The sequence below is a fragment of the Streptomyces sp. 1331.2 genome (assembly GCF_900199205.1).
Taxonomy (GTDB): domain Bacteria; phylum Actinomycetota; class Actinomycetes; order Streptomycetales; family Streptomycetaceae; genus Kitasatospora.
Map to the genome: position 1 here is coordinate 3,576,331 of NZ_OBMJ01000001.1, position 15,012 is coordinate 3,591,342.

The window sequence follows — 15,012 nt, forward strand, 5'->3', positions numbered from 1 at the left end:
CAGGCCGAGACCCGGCAAGACCTGCCGAGAACCTACCGAGCCGGGACAAAACGGACCTTGAGCGGACGCCCGGCTGACGCTCCGGAGGATTGGATGCCCACCAGGTGACGACGGCGGGAGAGTGGTCTTCCTATGATGGGCGAATGACACCCGAGGACCGCTTCCCCGGGCCCGAGCACCCCCACTCAGGCCCCCGCCACCAGCCGGACCTCGATGTGCTGCCGTACGGCACCTATTACGAACCCGAGCCCGCCGCGGGCTATCCCGGCCCCCCGTACGACCCCGACTCCTACGACGCCGAGACCTACAGCGGCTACGGCGGCGCCCGCTACCTCGAACAGCACTGGAGCGCCGACGGCCAGAGCCACACCGTCCACGCCCAGGGGATCAACGCCGACCACACCCCGGCCTTCTCGCACCAGGGGCAGGGCGGCTACGACGGGCAGGAACACCCCGGGTACGAGAACCGGGCCGGGTACGAAGGCCAGGAGCAGGGCGGGTACGAGAACCAGGAGCAGGGCGGGTACGAGAACCAGGAGCAGGGCGGGTACGAGAACCGGGGACAGGGCGGATACGAACCGACCCTGCCCGACCAGCCCTCCCCGGCCCTCCAGCTCGCCGACCTCGGCGACCCCGCGGACCTGGGCGACCACGCCGCGCACACCGCCCCCACCGACCGGGACGACCCGCCGACCATCGAACTCGGCCCGCCGCTGCCCGACCCCACCGCCCCGACCTACCCGTACCCGGCCCCCGGCCCCGGCGAGCCGCCCGGCCCGGTCTACGTCGTCGGCGACGTGCACGGCTACCTCGAAGAACTGCGCGCCGAACTGCACCACCAGGGCCTGATCGACGCCGACGGCCACTGGTCGGCCGGCCGCGCCCGGATCTGGTTCCTCGGCGACTTCACCGACCGCGGCCCCGACGGCATCGGCGTCATCGACCTGGTCATGCAGCTCGCCGCCGAAGCCGCCGCCGCCGGCGGCTACTGCCGCGCCCTGATGGGCAATCACGAACTGCTCTTCCTCGGCGCCGCCCGCTACGGCGACGAGCCGGTCCAGTCCACCGCCGGCACCGCCTCCTTCCTCGCCGCCTGGCGGCTCAACGGCGGCCAGCAGAACGACCTGGACCGCCTGGAGGCGCACCACATCAGCTGGCTCTCCCGCCTGCCCGCCATCGCGCTGGAGGACGGCCACCTGCTGCTGCACTCCGACACCACCGCCTACCTGGAGTACGGCGACTCCATCCCCGACGTCAACGACGCCGTGCACGGCCTGCTCGCCGACGGCACCGTCGACGAGTGGTGGGACTGCTTCCGCCGCTTCACCAAGCGCTTCGCCTTCCGCGGCGACGCCGGGCCGACGGCCGTCCACGAGCTGCTGGGCACCTACGGCGGCAGCCGCATCGTGCACGGCCACAGCCCCATCCCGTACCTCACCGGCGCGGTGCACGCCGACGACGGCCAGCCCCCGCACATCCCCGGACCGTACGTGTACGCGGACGACCTCGCGGTGGCCATGGACGGCGGCGTCACCATGGAGGGGCGGCTGCTGGTCGCCCGACTGCCCATCACCTGACGGACCTCCAACCAGTAGCCGTCACCGAACAGTTGTTCCCGGCGCCCGGGCCGTCGCACGCGCGCGGCCCGGGGCGCGAAATTCCGGAAACCGACTGTCAGCCCGGGTGCACCCGCCCCTACCATGAGGCACACCACACCCGGCCGCCCGTCCGGCGGCCCGCCTCCGCGCCCGTTTCGGCGCCCTGAGGGCCCGCGAGCCCCCGGGGCGGAGCGAACCGGAGTCCGCACGAACGGGGTCCCCATGTCCAACCCCCCGCCACTGCTCGCCGAGGACCGCCCGGAGTACGAGCGCCTCCTCGCCGAAGCCCTGCGCGACCGCACCGTCCTCACCGCCCTGCGCGCCCGCGGCGCGCTCACCACCGACCAGCTGCGCATCCGCGCCCTGCGCGAGGCCGACGGCATCAACGCCGCGGCCGCCACCGAGTACGCGCACTACACCCGGCTGCGCGACGCCCTGCGCACCACACCCCCGCCGCCGCCCGGCACCGAACCCACCGCCCCCGGGCTGCTCACCCAGCTGCGCTCCGCCAACGGCGGCGCCGGGCTGTTCCCCGTCCTCACCGTGCTCACCCCGATCCTGGCCTGGGCCGCCGCCCTGTTCCTGCTGCTCATCGGCTACCTGCTGCGCGCCGCCGCCCCGGACCTGGTCCTCGCCCGCTCCCTGGTCACCGCCGGCTGGGTCGCCCTCGCCGCCGGGGTCGCCGCCATGGCCATCGGCATCGTCGGGCTGCTCCTCACCGCCATACGCGACGGCACCGCCGCCGCCCCGGCCGGCACCGACCCGGAACTCGCCGCCGAACTCGCCGACGCCCGCAGCGAATGGCGCACCGCCCTGCGCGAACGCGGGCTGCTCCCGTACCTGCGCGACGCGCTGCCGCCGGTGGCCGAGCCCGCAGCCTCCCCCTCCGCGGGGAACGACACCGCCGAGGGGCCCGACTTCAGCAGCCCCGACTTCAGCAGCCCGGGCTACAGCTCCCCCTCCTTCACCAGCCCCGGCCCCGACGGCCTGACCGACCCCGAGGGCCGCACCCACCGCCCCGCCGCCTTCACCACCCCCGACTTCACCGGCCCCGGCTACACCCCGCCGGCGTTCACCAGCCCCGACGACGTCAACTGACCCGCCGCCGGCCGTCCGGTCGTCCCACCGATGAGCCGGATCAGCCGTCATACCCCGGTACTACGGCTCCGGCTCCTGCCCGCCCGGCAGGCCCGACCAGGCCGTGCCCAGGCTGGCCCCCGCAGGGCCACCCTCCGCGCCGATACCAGTCGTACGCTCGTCATATGGGCACACCACTGGGGGACTTCATCCGCGCCAAGCGCGACAGCATCCAGCCCGAGACGCTCGGCCTGCCCACCCACGGGCGCCGTCGCTCACCCGGGCTGCGGCGCTCCGACCTCGCCGTCCGCGCCGGGATCAGCGTCGAGTACCTGACCCGGCTCGAACAGGGCCGCGACCGCAACCCCTCCATCGCCGTGGTCAACGCGCTCGCCGACGCCCTCAGCCTCGACCCCGCCGAACGCAACCACCTGCGCTACCTCACCAAGATCACCGGCGGCGCCTGCCCCAGCCACATCCGGCCGGCCCCGCCCTCCCGCGAGATCCGCCCCACCGTCCGCGAGACCCTGCGGATGCTCGAACCCGGCCTCGCTGCCGTCACCAACCGGCTCGGCGACATCCTCGCCCACACCAGCGGCTACGCCACCGTGCTCGGCGCCGCCGGCCTCCTCGACGACGCCGCCCCCAACCTCACCCGCTACGTCTTCACCGACCCGCGCGCCCGCGCCTTCCTCCCCGACTGGGACGACATCGCCGACGAACAGGCCTTCGACCTCTGGCTCGCCCCCTCCGCCGAGGCCTCCGAATGGTTCAGCACCGAACTCGCCCCGCTCGGCGGCCCCGACTTCACCCGCCGCCTCGGCAACCACCTCGTCCCGCGCCGCGGCCCGCTCCGGATCCACCACCCCGACGGCCCCGAACTCCGGCTCCACCGCGAGACGCTGGACCTCACCGACGACGCCCAGCAACTCCTCGTCCTGCTCCCCACCGACGAGGAGACCGCCTTCCACCTCGGCCGGCTCCTCGCCCCCTCCCGGCCCCGCCTCCGCGCCATCTCCTGACCGCCCTCCCGGCGGATCCGACCGCCCTCCGGCGGATCAGACCACCCCGTCCCCCGCCACGGCGCCCGCGGCATCCACCGCCGCCCGCACGAACTCCAGAACCCGTTCCGACCCGTCGCCCTCCCGCCAGATCGGGCCGCGCTCGATCGGCGGCGCGTCGTGGATCGGCACGTAGGCGACGTCCGGGCGGGGGTAGTAGCGGCGGGAGTGCTCCCCGACCGGCAGCACGCCGCGGCCCAGGGCGACCAGGCTCAGCATCTCGGAGAAGGTCCGGCCGGAAGGCCCCTTCGGCACCGGACGGCCGGACGGGGTGCGGTCGGGGGTGCGGTCGCGCTTGAAGCCCACCGAGGTCTGCTCCGGGTACTGCACCACCGGATGGTCCCCGAGCACCTCCAGCGACACCGACCGCTCCGCGGCCAGCGGATGCCCGGCCGCCACCGCCAACACCCGCTGCTCGCGTGACAGGACCGGCCCACGGGACATCCCGTCGAACGGGTAGGAGGCGACCAGGACGTCGATCGAACCGTCCACCAGACTCGACCGGGAGTTGGACAACTGCACCTCCCGGACGTCGACCCGGCAGTCCGGGTGCCGCTCACCGAACAGCGCGACCGCCCGCAGCAGCACCGGGGCCGTCCACTCGCCGAGGAACGCCACCCGCAACTCCCCGGTGACACCCCGCACGGCGTCCTCCGCCCGCTGCAGGGCCGCCGCCATCGCCGCCACCACCGGGACCAGGTCCTCCGCCAACTGCCGCCCCACCGTGGTCAGTCGGACCGACCGGCTGGTCCGCTCGAACAGCGGGCCGCCGATCCGGCGCTCCAGCTTCCTCACCACCTGGCTGACCCGGCCGGTGGTCAGGTGCAGCCGCTCGGCGGTCCGGCCGAAGTGCAACTCCTCCGCCAGCGCGAGGAAGACCTCGACCTCAAGCCGCTCCAGCATCCCGCCCCACCCCTCGATCGTTGAATCCCGCTCAACGATCGTAGAGCGATCACCCGTTGATGGCAGCCGCCGCAGGGTGGATCGTTGATCCCGTCCCCAGCGGTCGCACCGGAGCGGAGCCGATCCCCATGCGCGTAGTAGCCTTCGACCACCTGGTCCTCAACGTCGCGGACGTCGAGCGTTCCCTGGCCTTCTACACCGGCCTGCTCGGCCTGGAGCCCGTCCGCGTCGACGAGTGGCGCGCCGGCAAGGTCTCCTTCCCCTCCGTCCGCATCACCCCCGAGACCATCATCGACCTCACCCGCGGCCCCCGCCACGAGTCCAACGTCGACCACATCTGCCTCACCGTCGAACCCCTCGACTGGCAGGAGGTCATCGACGCCGGCACCTTCACCGTCCTCGAAGGCCCCGTCCCCCGCTACGGCGCCCGCGGCACCGCCACCTCCGTCTACGTCCGCGACCCGGACGGCAACACCGTCGAACTCCGCTGGTACCCCCAGGACGCCACCGCCTGACCCCCCACACCGCCGCCCCGGTCCCACAGGGGAGGACCGGGGCGGCACCCACGTCGAGCCGACGCCTAGCCGAAGTTCTGCAGGGATCGTGACCTGACCTTTGCTGTTGAGTCGCATCTCGGGGCTCCTCCTGTATCCCGTACTACCGCCACTACGCAATACTCCGCCTCGGCAACGAAGCGCCGCCCCGAGAAGCGGAAGCTCTCGGGGCGGCGCTCAGGTGTCAGGCGTCCCGCGTCAGCCAGTCGGCGGGAAGTGGACCCGCTCCGGACGCTCACCGCCCATCACGGCGAGGGCTAGTGCCGACGGCGAGCTGCGAGCCGTCCGCTGCGCCTCACGAGGATGAGGATCGAGCCTCCCAGCACGACGGCGGCCGCCGAGCCGACCGCCATGACGATCGACTTGCCGGAGCCGGTGGCAGCGAGTGCTTGCCCCGACTCGTGCGGACGCACGGCCGACACACCCTGTTCGTGACCGCCCTTGCCGTTGCCGTGGTCGGCCGGAACGTTGCCGTGATCACCTTGTTCATGGCCGCCGTGACCCTGACCGCCGTGACCCTGACCGCCGTGACCACCCGGAGACTGGGGCGGTCCGGCAGGACCAGCCGGACCGGCAGGCCCTGCTGGGCCGGCCGGACCAGGAGGCCCGGCAGGGCCGGGCGAACCGTTAGCACCCGGCGAACCGTTAGCACCGGGCGATCCGTTAGCACCGGGCGATCCATTGGCGCCGGGCGAACCGTTGGCGCCGGGCGAACCGTTGGGGCCAGGAGCACCGTTGGGGCCAGGAGCGCCCGGAGCACCGGGCGAACCGTTGGCACCGGGAGCGCCGGGAGCGCCATTGGGGCCAGGAGCACCCGGGGCACCGGGCGAACCGTTGGGCCCGGGAGCGCCATTGGGGCCAGGAGCACCGGGCGAACCGTTGGGCCCGGGAGCACCATTGGGGCCAGGAGCACCGGGCGAACCGTTGGGCCCGGGAGCGCCATTGGGGCCGGGAGCACCAGGCGAACCGTTGGCACCGGGCGAACCGTTGGGGCCGGGAGCACCATTGGGGCCAGGAGCACCCGGAGCGCCGTTGGGGCCAGGAGCACCCGGAGCACCGGGCGAACCGTTGGGGCCGGGAGCACCATTGGGGCCAGGAGCACCCGGAGCACCGGGGGCACCGGGAGCGCCATTGGGGCCAGGAGCACCCGGAGCACCGGGCGAACCGTTGGGGCCGGGAGCGCCGTTGGGGCCAGGAGCACCCGGAGCACCGGGCGAACCGTTGGGGCCCGGAGCACCGTTAGGTCCAGGTGCACCCGGGGAACCGGCAGGCCCACCCGGACCGGCAGGCCCACTCGGACCGGCAGGCCCACTCGGACCGGGGGGGCCGCTCGGACCGGCAGGCCCACTCGGACCGGCAGGCCCACTCGGACCGGGGGGCCCACTCGGACCGGGGGGGCCGACGGTGCAGGCCGCCCTCGTGATGGTGTTGTCGTCCAGAGTGACGGCGCCGTTGCGCGCCAGGGCGCGGCCTTCGATCACCGAGGCGTGGTTCACGCTGATGGACGTGAGGGCCAGGATGTTGCCCTTGAAGAAGGAGTTGACGTCGATGGTGGCGGAGCTACCGACCTGCCAGAACACATTGCAGGGCTGTGCTCCGTTGACCAGGCTGACGACGCTCGACGGAGCCGTGATGAGGGTGGAGCCGATCTGGAAGATGAAGACGGCGTTCGGGTCGCCCATCGCGTCGAGGGTGACGGTCCCGGTGAGGTTCAGCGACGAACTCGCCTGGTAGACGCCGGGCGTCAGCGTCAGCCCTCCGATGTCGCCGGGCGACGTCAGGATGGCCGTGGGGGCCCGGCCGGCGGCGTCGTTGTAGGCGATGACGAGGTCGGACTGGGCCTGCGCCGCCTGCGCGTCGTTGACGTGCTGAACCCCGTTCACGATTCCAGGGGGGAAGCCCGTCACGCTGGTGCCCGGGAAGAGCCCCAGGTCGCCGTTGATGACGCTGGGGCCGGTGTTGGTGACGGTTGAGCCGGCCAGGATCGCATAGCTGGTGTCAGTCCCCAGCCCCACCGGTGCCGTTGCGGCGTGCGCGGGGCTGGGGACCAGGCCGGCCGACGCGAGCAACGTCAGTCCGGACAGCAGGACGGACGCCCCCGCGAGTCGAGCGCGTCTACGCCCTCGTCCCGGTGGAGCGGACAACATGGCATCGACTGCCATAGGACAGGACCTTTCTTGTCGCCGTTGAACTCCGTCACCCGAAGAGGGCATTCGGAGAGCTGCTGGTGGCTTCCCGTCAGGCCTCCGGCCCTCGCACTCGCGCCGGAGGGCTTTCGAGGAGCGAAAGCCGGCCGGGACAGGTGATGAAGAGTCACCAACTAGCTACACCGTGCAACAAGAACATGAAAGGAAGAGACTGATAAAGATGCAACGGAGTGACACACCAGCGCCGATCGGGGTGATCCCTCCCACCCCAGCCCGTCCCCGGCATGTCGTTCGCCTACGACCTAGCGGGGGCCATACTCCGGGTCCGCTGCCCAGGTCGCCACCGGCGCCATAGCAGTACCGTTTTTCCTCTTGGCCGCGTCCGGGCCGGTGAATCCCGCATCGCCCCGCGATCCCAATCGTTGGCCTGATCATGAACGACCTTACGAATCTGCAGGAAGAGGCGCTCACTGCCGCCGCCGGTGACGCCGACACGGTGGCCGAGCGCTGCCGCGCCGCAGGTGGCCTGCTCAGGGTCACCCTCGGCGAGCTGCGCGCGGAAGTCGGCTACCGAAGACTCGGCAAGTACGTCCTGGAGGAACTCGCCGAGCGACTCACGGAGGAGGGGCTCGGCTGGTTCCCGGCGTGGCGGCTCTCCCCGAGGGAGAACGGCGAGCCGCGGAAGGACCACGACCTGTGGGTGTTCATCCGGGACGACGGCTTGCGCTGCCAGGTCATCGATGCTGTCCAGGCTCCCGACGGCTCCGACGTCCCCACAGTCCTGAACGGCCTGCTCACCGGCCGTCCCCAGAATCTCTCCCCGGAGCGCAAGCTCGGCCTCATTCGCGAAATCGTCGGACTCTGAGCCACGCCCGAGAATCCGCCGACCTGATTCCGCCCGCGCACCCGAACGTTCGCGGCGCTGCGCCGGACACCCCTTCCGGGATCCCAGCGCAGCGCCTCGGCACCTGCGCTCAGTCCGCCATCGGCAGGTAGACCTTGTTGCCGTGGGCCTTGAACTCCTCGGACACGGCCTGCATGCCGGCCGGCGCCTCGGCGTCGAACCCGGTGCCGACGGCCGTGGAGCCGTCGCCGTGCTCGTCGCGAATCTTCTGCGAGATCTTCATCGAGCAGAAGGTCAACAAAGGCGCCACCGCACAGGGTTGTGTCAGTCAGGGGTGGATCGAGGCGAAGACCTCGATCTCACACTTCGCGGCACCGCTGCGTTTGATCCTCGCGTCACTGGTGATCAGCGGTACGCCCAGGGCTTCCGCCAGGGCGACGTACTGGGAGTCGTAGGCGCTGAGGTTGGCGTGCAGCTTCCTCACCCGCTCCCAGAAGGGCAGCGTCTCCCGTTTGGCGATGGGAAGCAGTCGGTATGCGGCGACCGCCCTCTCCACTTCCTTCTCGGTCAGCTTGCCGCCACGTTGCATGCCGAGGAGGGCCGACTGGATCTCGTAGTCGAGGAGGGTAGGAGCGTAGACGTCCCCACCCTCGGCTACGCGGTTGCGAATGAGCTCTCCGTCGGAGCCGTGGGCCGTGAGAACCAGGACGAGGGCGGAGCAGTCAATGACGATCAACGCCCGGCTCGCCCTTCGTCGATGGCAGCGAGAACGTCGGCGGCGCTGACGTCGGCAGTGGTTTCCCGGTTCAGCCTTTCCATCATCTCCGCCATCGTGGGCTTGGATGCCTCCCTGGCGATCAGGTCCTGCATGAACGCCTGCAGCGACTTGCCGGCCTGAGCTGCGCGGACCTTCAGGGTCTGGATCTGGTCGTCCGGGACGTCCCGGATCGTGAGGGCAGTCATGCCTGCATTCTAGCTCCAGTGTCTGCAAAATGCAGATACCGGAGCTCGTCCGGAGCGGGAACGACGAAGCTCCGCCCCGAGAAGCGGGAGCTCTCGGGGCGGAGCTTCGGGCGCGGGCGTCAGTCGGCCGGCGGCAGGCAGCCCGAAACCGGCACACCCACCTCCGGGTGCGGTCGCGTGGTTCACGGCTGGTGGGTGAAGGCTCCGTCCGTGAGTACGGGCACGACCACGCCGGCATCGAGCTCCGTCGCGACGGCGACGTCCTCGGCGAACCCGCTGCGGACCAGTTCAAGGCCCGAGGAACAGGCGGCAACGACACCGGCGACGTCGGTGGTCGAAGTGGAGCACACCCGTGCGGCAACTGCCTCGGGGGACAGGGGGCCGGCGCCTTGCGACTCCAACTCGGCGATGATCGCACCGGCACCCAGCAGGTCCTCCAACGCCGGTCGCAGGCTCCCGTCCGGCCAGCGCTCACCGGCGGCGATCACCAGCACGGGGCGCTGCGCGGTCCCGTAACCACGCTCGGCCAGCCAACGCCCCACCGCAGTGGCATTGCGCAGACAGCCCGCCACCACCGTCGAATCGCCTGCCGCTGCGGCTATCGCAGATCCGTTGGGCGAGGGCAGGACGAGCCGCGGGACGAACGGGGCCTGCCGGAGGGCGGCCGGGGAGAGCGACCACGGTACGGCCGATGTCGCCGCACGCCGCCCCACTGCCAGCGCCGCCGCCTTCTCCCGGGCGAACGCGGCCGCCGTCCCATCACGCCAGGCGTAGGGAAAGACCTCGGTTCCCGCCTCGACGGCGACACTGACCGACGTCGTGAACGACAACACGTCGACCACCACCAGGCAGGCCACGTCCGGCGCCAACTGCTGCGCACCGGTGGGACCCCACTCGAACCGGACGCCGTGGTCCTGCTGCACAAACCAATCGCTCATGGTGATCGATACTGGCATCGCCGCGGATCACCGGGGAGGAACACCCGGTGTCGTGGGCCGGGTACTGGTGACAGCAGGACACGGCATCGCCGAGGCGCCGTGCTGGGAACGCCCTTCACAGCACGGCGCCTCGGACCGGACCCGCAGGTCAGTCGGCCAGCGGGAGGTAGACCCGGTTGCCCTGGGCGGCGAACTCGGCGGACTTCTCCGCCATGCCGGCCAGCGCCTCGGCGTCGAACTCGGTGTCCACCGCGGTCGAACCGTCGCCGTGCTCGTCGCGGATCTTCTGGGAGATCTTCATCGAGCAGAACTTGGGCCCGCACATGGAGCAGAAGTGCGCGGTCTTCGCGGGTTCGGCGGGGAGCGTCTCGTCGTGGAAGTCGCGGGCGGTCTCCGGGTCGAGGGCCAGGTTGAACTGGTCCTCCCAGCGGAACTCGAAGCGGGCGTCGGAGAGCGCGTCGTCCCATTCCTGGGCGCCGGGGTGGCCCTTGGCGAGGTCGGCGGCGTGGGCGGCGATCTTGTAGGTGATCACGCCGGTCTTGACGTCGTCGCGGTTGGGCAGGCCCAGGTGCTCCTTGGGCGTGACGTAGCAGAGCATCGCCGTGCCCCACCAGGCGATCATCGCGGCGCCGATGCCCGAGGTGATGTGGTCGTAGCCGGGGGCGACGTCGGTGGTGAGCGGGCCGAGGGTGTAGAACGGCGCCTCGTCGCAGATCTCCTTCTGGAGATCCATGTTCTCCTTGATCTTGTGCATCGGGACGTGGCCCGGGCCCTCGATCATCACCTGGACGTCGCGCTCACGGGCGATCCGGCCGAGTTCGCCGAGGGTCTGCAGCTCGGCGAACTGCGCCTCGTCGTTGGCGTCCGCGATCGAGCCCGGCCGCAGGCCGTCACCGAGGGAGAAGGTGACGTCGTAGGCGGCGAGGATGTCGCACAGCTCCTCGAAGTTGGTGTAGAGGAAGTTCTCCCGGTGGTGCGCGAGGCACCAGGCGGCCATGATCGAGCCGCCGCGGGACACGATGCCGGTCTTGCGGCGGGCGGTGAGCGGGACGTACCGCAGCAACACGCCGGCGTGGACGGTCATGTAGTCGACGCCCTGCTCGCACTGCTCGATGATGGTGTCCCGGTAGACCTCCCAGCTCAGCTCCTCCGCCTTGCCGTCGACCTTCTCCAGCGCCTGGTAGAGCGGCACGGTGCCGATCGGCACGGGGGAGTTGCGCAGGATCCACTCGCGGGTGGTGTGGATGTTGCGGCCGGTGGAGAGGTCCATGACGGTGTCGGCGCCCCAGCGGGTGGCCCAGGTCATCTTCTCCACCTCCTCCTCGATCGAGGAGGTGACGGCGGAGTTGCCGATGTTGGCGTTGATCTTCACCAGGAAGTTGGTGCCGATGATCGCCGGCTCCACCTCCGGGTGGTTCACGTTGACCGGGATCACGGCCCGGCCGCGGGCCACCTCGGCGCGCACGAACTCCGGCGCCAGGCCCTCGCGCAGGGCCACGTACTCCATCTCCGGCGTCACCACGCCCCGCTTGGCGTAGGCGAGTTGGGTGACTGCGGCACCACCGCGGCCACGCAGCGGGCGGCGCGGGCGGCCGGGGAAGACGGCGTCCAGGTTGCGCAGGTTGCCGCCGCGCGGCGAGGTGTGCTTGATCCCGTCGTCCTCGGGGCGCGGCTCACGGCCGTCGTACTCCTCGACGTCGCCGCGCTGCCGAATCCAGGAGTCGCGCAGCGGGGGCAGGCCGCGGCGCACGTCGGGCTCGTACGACGGGTCGGTGTACGGGCCGGAGGTGTCGTACAGCGGGACGGTCCTACCGTTGGTGAGCTGCACCTCGCGGTACGGCACGCGCAGGTCGGGGCGGGATCCCTCGCGGTAGGCCTTGCGCCACGCCGGGGTCGGGTACCCGGTGCGCTCGCTGCTGGGGGCGCTCTGGGCAGACTGCGGTTGTGCTTCGAACGTGGTCATCTGACCTCTACTCCCTACGCCGGCATTACCCGGTCCAGGTTCCTGCGGTCGACGCAGCCGTCGGTCCGTCCGTCGACGTCCCGGTCAGCGCCCTCTCAGCCCGGTGCTCCGAGCTCCCGCGTCGCAGGCGGTGTTGCCTGCACATGACGCCCAACACCGTAGCGAGCCGATAGCCGCAGGTCCAGACCGTGTCCGGCACCGGACCCTTGCCCACGGACCCCCGCCCACGGAGCCGCACCCGGGAACGGCCGAGGCCCGGCTCCCCGTGGTGGGGGCCGGGCCTCAGGGCGGCGGTGCGGGGACGAGGGTCAGCTCCGGGCGGCCTTCTTCACCAGGATCACCACGGCGGCGGCGATGCCGACCACGACCAGGAGCTTGAGCACGATGCCCAGCAGCGCGCCGACGACGCCGAAGACGAAGGCGACGATGTTCCAGGCCAGTACCAGGACCAGCACCGGGATGACGATGTTGCGCACCCACGAGGGCAGCGACTTCCAGAGCTCAGCCATGTCCGTTCCTCTTCTCCCCAAGGGTCGGCCGCCGTCCGGTGCCGCATCCCGCTTGCTTTCGTACTTCGATCGTACGGTGGCGCGAGTGCCGGAACGAGGGCCGACGGCCCGGAGAGAACCCCGAGATCACCCGGAGCCGGCACCCCGGGGTGACCCCCGAGATTTCGTCCGGCGGGGTGCAACCCTCGGACCTCCCGGGAGTCCAACTACTGCCGGAGGAAAGTCCGTTCGGCACCACCGACCCCGGGGGAACGCGATCATGCGATCCGTGCGAGCCAGAACCGCCGTATCCCTAGCCGCCCTGGCGGCCCTCACCCTCACCGTCCCCGCCCTCGCCGCACCGGCGACCGCGGCCACCACCGCAACCACGACCGCGACCGCGACCGCGGCGGCGAGCGCTGCCGCGGACGTCACCGCGCCGGCCGGCTTCGTCGGGATCTCCCCGCTCCGGGTCCTGGACACCCGGGACTACAACCAGGTGCCGGCGCACGACCAGTTCGGCCCGCTCACGGCCGGCGAGTACTACAGCACCCCGCTGGCGTCCCGCTGCGGCAACCACCCGCCGTCCTCCTGCGAGGCCGTGGTGCCGACCGACGTCACGGCGGTGGTGGTCAACGTCACCGTGACCGACCCGACCGCCGACGGCTACGTCTCGCTCGGTGCCGCCAACGGCACGCCCGGCACCGCACCCGCCACCTCCAGCATCAACTTCACGGCCGGCCAGACCGTCTCCAACCTGGTCACCGTCGCGGTCGGCCCGGTCGTGCGGGGCGCCCCGTGGATCAGCGTCTACAACAACTGGGGCACCACCCACGTCGTCCTCGACCTGGTCGGCTACTACCAGCCCACGGCGACCGACAAGTACGGCCCGCTGACCCCGACCCGGATCGCCGACAGCCGGGTCGACGGCACCGGCCGGCTCGGCGGCGACGCCGTGCGCTCGTACCAGGTCGCCCGCCCCGAGCTGGGGACCGCGGACGCCACCTCGGTCGTCCTCAACGTCACTGCCACCGAAGGAACTTGGGACAGCTTCCTGACGGCGTACCCGAGCGGGTCGCCGCTGCCCGCCGCCGGGTCGAACGTCAACTTCCCGGTGGGGTCGACCGTCGCGAACCAGGTCGTGGTGCCGGTCGGCGTCGACGGCCGGATCGACCTCTACAACCACGCCGGCTGGGTGCACGTCATCGTCGACGTCGTCGGCTCCTACGGCCCCTCCGGCAAGGGGCTGTTCAGCGCGCTCCGGACGCCCGTCCGCAACCTCGACACCCGGGTCACCGGCCCGCAGCTCCAGCAGTGGGCGACCAGGCAGGTGGCGGTCGTCCCGCCGGACGGCTCGGTCCCGAACATCATGGGCGTCGAAGCCAACGTCACGGTCACCGACGTCACCGAGTACGGCCACCTCACGGCCTTCCCGGGCCCGGGCCTGCCGCCGAACACCTCCACCGTCAACGTGGCGCCCGGGCAGACCGTCGCCAACTCGGTGAGCACCGGGGTGGCCGGCGACGGCACCTACTCGGTCTACAACCACGGCGCCCCGGTGGACCTGATCGCCGACCTGACCGGCTACTTCACCACCGGCTGACCGGGCTGGGCCCCGCCGTCCGAACCTCCCGGACGGCGGGACCGGCCGGCCGGCTCAGACCGGCCAGCGCTCGCCACGCCAGGCGGCGTCCCAGAACATCCACTCGTACCGCGAGGTGGTCACGAAGTGCTCGACCACCTTGCGGCGCTCGGCCGGGGAGATCTCCTCGCCGATCCGGTCGGTGAGCGCCAACACCCGGCGCACCACCGACTGGAAGGCCTCGTCGCCGTAGGTGGCGATCCACTTGGCGTACAGCGGGTCGGGCGAGCCCTGGGCGAGCAGCGCCTCGCCGACCCGGGCGTAGATCCAGTAGCAGGGCAGCACCGCGCCGACCGCCTCGGCGAAGGAACCGCCGTGGACGGTGGCCAGCAGGTAGCTGGTGTAGGCCCGGGTGGTGGGCAGCACCGGCTCGGCGGCGGCCTGCTCGGCGGTGCCGCCGAAGGCGGTCATGAACTCGGCGTGCATGCCCTGCTCGGCGGCCAGCGCGCCGATCGCGTCGTCGGCGAAGGCCCGGACGTCCGCCTCGGTGGGCGCCTTGGCGGCGCAGACGGCGAGGGCGCGGGCGTAGTCGCGCAGGTAGTGCGAGTCCTGGACGACGAAGTGGCGGAAGGCCTCGCGGGGCAGGGTGCCATCGGTGAGGCCGTGGATGAACGGGTGGGCGAGGATCGCGGCGTGGATCGACTCGATCGAGGCCCAGAGTTCTTCGGTCAGGCTGGGAGTGGGGCTGGAGCCGGGGCTGCTGGTCATGCGGACGACCCTAAGCGAGCACCCCGGACGCCCGGGTCGGGCGACCGGTCCTCGGGCCGGATCCACCTCCGGGACCAGCGGCGTTCGCCACCAATCCGCCGTGGGGTGGTTCCCCTGGGCCGTGCC

At 71.7% G+C, this 15,012-nt stretch carries 15 protein-coding genes; 6 read left to right on the forward strand and 9 right to left on the reverse strand.

The window, feature by feature from the left end:
* Nucleotides 1-143: 143 nt before the first annotated feature.
* From CRP52_RS40490 to CRP52_RS15110, 3 genes are all read left to right on the forward strand, one after another.
* Complete coding sequence (locus tag CRP52_RS40490; RefSeq protein ID WP_306458863.1) at nt 144-1,577, forward strand: metallophosphoesterase; 1,434 nt, start codon at nt 144-146, stop codon at nt 1,575-1,577.
* 243 nt (nt 1,578-1,820) lie between these two features.
* Nucleotides 1,821-2,696 (forward strand): hypothetical protein, encoded by an 876-nt coding sequence (locus CRP52_RS15105; RefSeq protein ID WP_097236878.1) that lies wholly within the window; start codon nt 1,821-1,823, stop codon nt 2,694-2,696.
* Nucleotides 2,697-2,860: 164 nt separating this feature from the next.
* Nucleotides 2,861-3,697: a helix-turn-helix domain-containing protein gene (locus CRP52_RS15110; protein WP_097236879.1), complete on the forward strand. Its 837-nt coding sequence runs from the start codon at nt 2,861-2,863 to the stop codon at nt 3,695-3,697.
* 36 nt (nt 3,698-3,733) lie between these two features.
* Here CRP52_RS15110 and CRP52_RS15115 read toward each other — a convergent pair whose 3' ends face one another.
* Nucleotides 3,734-4,639 carry a LysR family transcriptional regulator gene (locus CRP52_RS15115; RefSeq protein ID WP_097236880.1) on the reverse strand — a complete coding sequence of 302 codons (906 nt, stop codon included), beginning with the start codon at nt 4,637-4,639 and terminating at the stop codon, nt 3,734-3,736.
* A gap of 128 nt (nt 4,640-4,767) precedes the next feature.
* Between CRP52_RS15115 and CRP52_RS15120 the strand changes: the two genes are divergently transcribed.
* Nucleotides 4,768-5,154 carry a VOC family protein gene (locus CRP52_RS15120; protein WP_097236881.1) on the forward strand — a complete coding sequence of 129 codons (387 nt, stop codon included), beginning with the start codon at nt 4,768-4,770 and terminating at the stop codon, nt 5,152-5,154.
* A gap of 296 nt (nt 5,155-5,450) precedes the next feature.
* On the opposite strand, the gene CRP52_RS41040 is transcribed toward CRP52_RS15120, so the two are convergent.
* Nucleotides 5,451-7,406 (reverse strand): ice-binding family protein, encoded by a 1,956-nt coding sequence (locus CRP52_RS41040; protein WP_441349057.1) that lies wholly within the window; start codon nt 7,404-7,406, stop codon nt 5,451-5,453.
* Nucleotides 7,407-7,773: 367 nt separating this feature from the next.
* Between CRP52_RS41040 and CRP52_RS15130 the strand changes: the two genes are divergently transcribed.
* Nucleotides 7,774-8,205, forward strand: coding sequence for a hypothetical protein (locus CRP52_RS15130; RefSeq protein ID WP_097236882.1), 432 nt, complete (start codon nt 7,774-7,776; stop codon nt 8,203-8,205).
* 109 nt (nt 8,206-8,314) lie between these two features.
* On the opposite strand, the gene CRP52_RS15135 is transcribed toward CRP52_RS15130, so the two are convergent.
* The 6 genes from CRP52_RS15135 to CRP52_RS15160 all read right to left on the reverse strand — a co-directional run bounded on the left by CRP52_RS15135 (nt 8,315) and on the right by CRP52_RS15160 (nt 12,557).
* A complete protein-coding gene (locus CRP52_RS15135; RefSeq protein WP_097240101.1) occupies nt 8,315-8,467 on the reverse strand; it encodes a thiamine biosynthesis protein ThiC in 153 nt (50 codons plus the stop codon).
* 45 nt (nt 8,468-8,512) lie between these two features.
* A complete protein-coding gene (locus tag CRP52_RS15140; protein ID WP_097236883.1) occupies nt 8,513-8,920 on the reverse strand; it encodes a type II toxin-antitoxin system VapC family toxin in 408 nt (135 codons plus the stop codon).
* Nucleotides 8,917-9,147 (reverse strand): FitA-like ribbon-helix-helix domain-containing protein, encoded by a 231-nt coding sequence (locus tag CRP52_RS15145; RefSeq protein ID WP_097236884.1) that lies wholly within the window; start codon nt 9,145-9,147, stop codon nt 8,917-8,919. The genes CRP52_RS15140 and CRP52_RS15145 overlap by 4 nt, the downstream gene beginning before the upstream one ends.
* 182 nt (nt 9,148-9,329) lie before the next feature.
* Nucleotides 9,330-10,085 (reverse strand): 2-phosphosulfolactate phosphatase, encoded by a 756-nt coding sequence (locus CRP52_RS15150; protein ID WP_097236885.1) that lies wholly within the window; start codon nt 10,083-10,085, stop codon nt 9,330-9,332.
* 148 nt (nt 10,086-10,233) lie between these two features.
* Nucleotides 10,234-12,048, reverse strand: coding sequence for a phosphomethylpyrimidine synthase ThiC (thiC, locus tag CRP52_RS15155; RefSeq protein WP_097236886.1), 1,815 nt, complete (start codon nt 12,046-12,048; stop codon nt 10,234-10,236).
* Between the two features lie 308 nt (nt 12,049-12,356).
* Nucleotides 12,357-12,557 carry a DUF5326 family protein gene (locus CRP52_RS15160; RefSeq protein ID WP_030055535.1) on the reverse strand — a complete coding sequence of 67 codons (201 nt, stop codon included), beginning with the start codon at nt 12,555-12,557 and terminating at the stop codon, nt 12,357-12,359.
* Between the two features lie 268 nt (nt 12,558-12,825).
* Here CRP52_RS15160 and CRP52_RS39555 point away from each other — a divergent pair, with 268 nt between their 5' ends.
* Nucleotides 12,826-14,139, forward strand: a complete 1,314-nt coding sequence (locus CRP52_RS39555; RefSeq protein WP_143685749.1) for a hypothetical protein — start codon at nt 12,826-12,828, stop codon at nt 14,137-14,139.
* A gap of 54 nt (nt 14,140-14,193) precedes the next feature.
* Here the strand turns inward: CRP52_RS39555 and tenA are convergent, their stop codons facing one another.
* Nucleotides 14,194-14,886: a thiaminase II gene (gene tenA / locus CRP52_RS15170; protein WP_097236888.1), complete on the reverse strand. Its 693-nt coding sequence runs from the start codon at nt 14,884-14,886 to the stop codon at nt 14,194-14,196.
* Nucleotides 14,887-15,012 lie beyond the last annotated feature (126 nt).

Excerpts from the sequence above, each read along its gene's own strand:
- CRP52_RS40490 (WP_306458863.1), top strand. The coding sequence starts at position 144 with ATGACACCCGAGGACCGCTTCCCCGGGCCCGAGCACCCCCACTCAGGC.
- CRP52_RS15105 (WP_097236878.1), top strand. The coding sequence starts at position 1,821 with ATGTCCAACCCCCCGCCACTGCTCGCCGAGGACCGCCCGGAGTACGAG.
- CRP52_RS15110 (WP_097236879.1), top strand. The coding sequence starts at position 2,861 with ATGGGCACACCACTGGGGGACTTCATCCGCGCCAAGCGCGACAGCATC.
- CRP52_RS15115 (WP_097236880.1), bottom strand. The coding sequence starts at position 4,639 with ATGCTGGAGCGGCTTGAGGTCGAGGTCTTCCTCGCGCTGGCGGAGGAG.
- CRP52_RS15120 (WP_097236881.1), top strand. The coding sequence starts at position 4,768 with ATGCGCGTAGTAGCCTTCGACCACCTGGTCCTCAACGTCGCGGACGTC.
- CRP52_RS41040 (WP_441349057.1), bottom strand. The coding sequence starts at position 7,406 with ATGCCCTCTTCGGGTGACGGAGTTCAACGGCGACAAGAAAGGTCCTGT.
- CRP52_RS15130 (WP_097236882.1), top strand. The coding sequence starts at position 7,774 with ATGAACGACCTTACGAATCTGCAGGAAGAGGCGCTCACTGCCGCCGCC.
- CRP52_RS15135 (WP_097240101.1), bottom strand. The coding sequence starts at position 8,467 with ATGAAGATCTCGCAGAAGATTCGCGACGAGCACGGCGACGGCTCCACG.
- CRP52_RS15145 (WP_097236884.1), bottom strand. The coding sequence starts at position 9,147 with ATGACTGCCCTCACGATCCGGGACGTCCCGGACGACCAGATCCAGACC.
- CRP52_RS15150 (WP_097236885.1), bottom strand. The coding sequence starts at position 10,085 with ATGAGCGATTGGTTTGTGCAGCAGGACCACGGCGTCCGGTTCGAGTGG.
- thiC (WP_097236886.1), bottom strand. The coding sequence starts at position 12,048 with ATGACCACGTTCGAAGCACAACCGCAGTCTGCCCAGAGCGCCCCCAGC.
- CRP52_RS15160 (WP_030055535.1), bottom strand. The coding sequence starts at position 12,557 with ATGGCTGAGCTCTGGAAGTCGCTGCCCTCGTGGGTGCGCAACATCGTC.
- tenA (WP_097236888.1), bottom strand. The coding sequence starts at position 14,886 with ATGACCAGCAGCCCCGGCTCCAGCCCCACTCCCAGCCTGACCGAAGAA.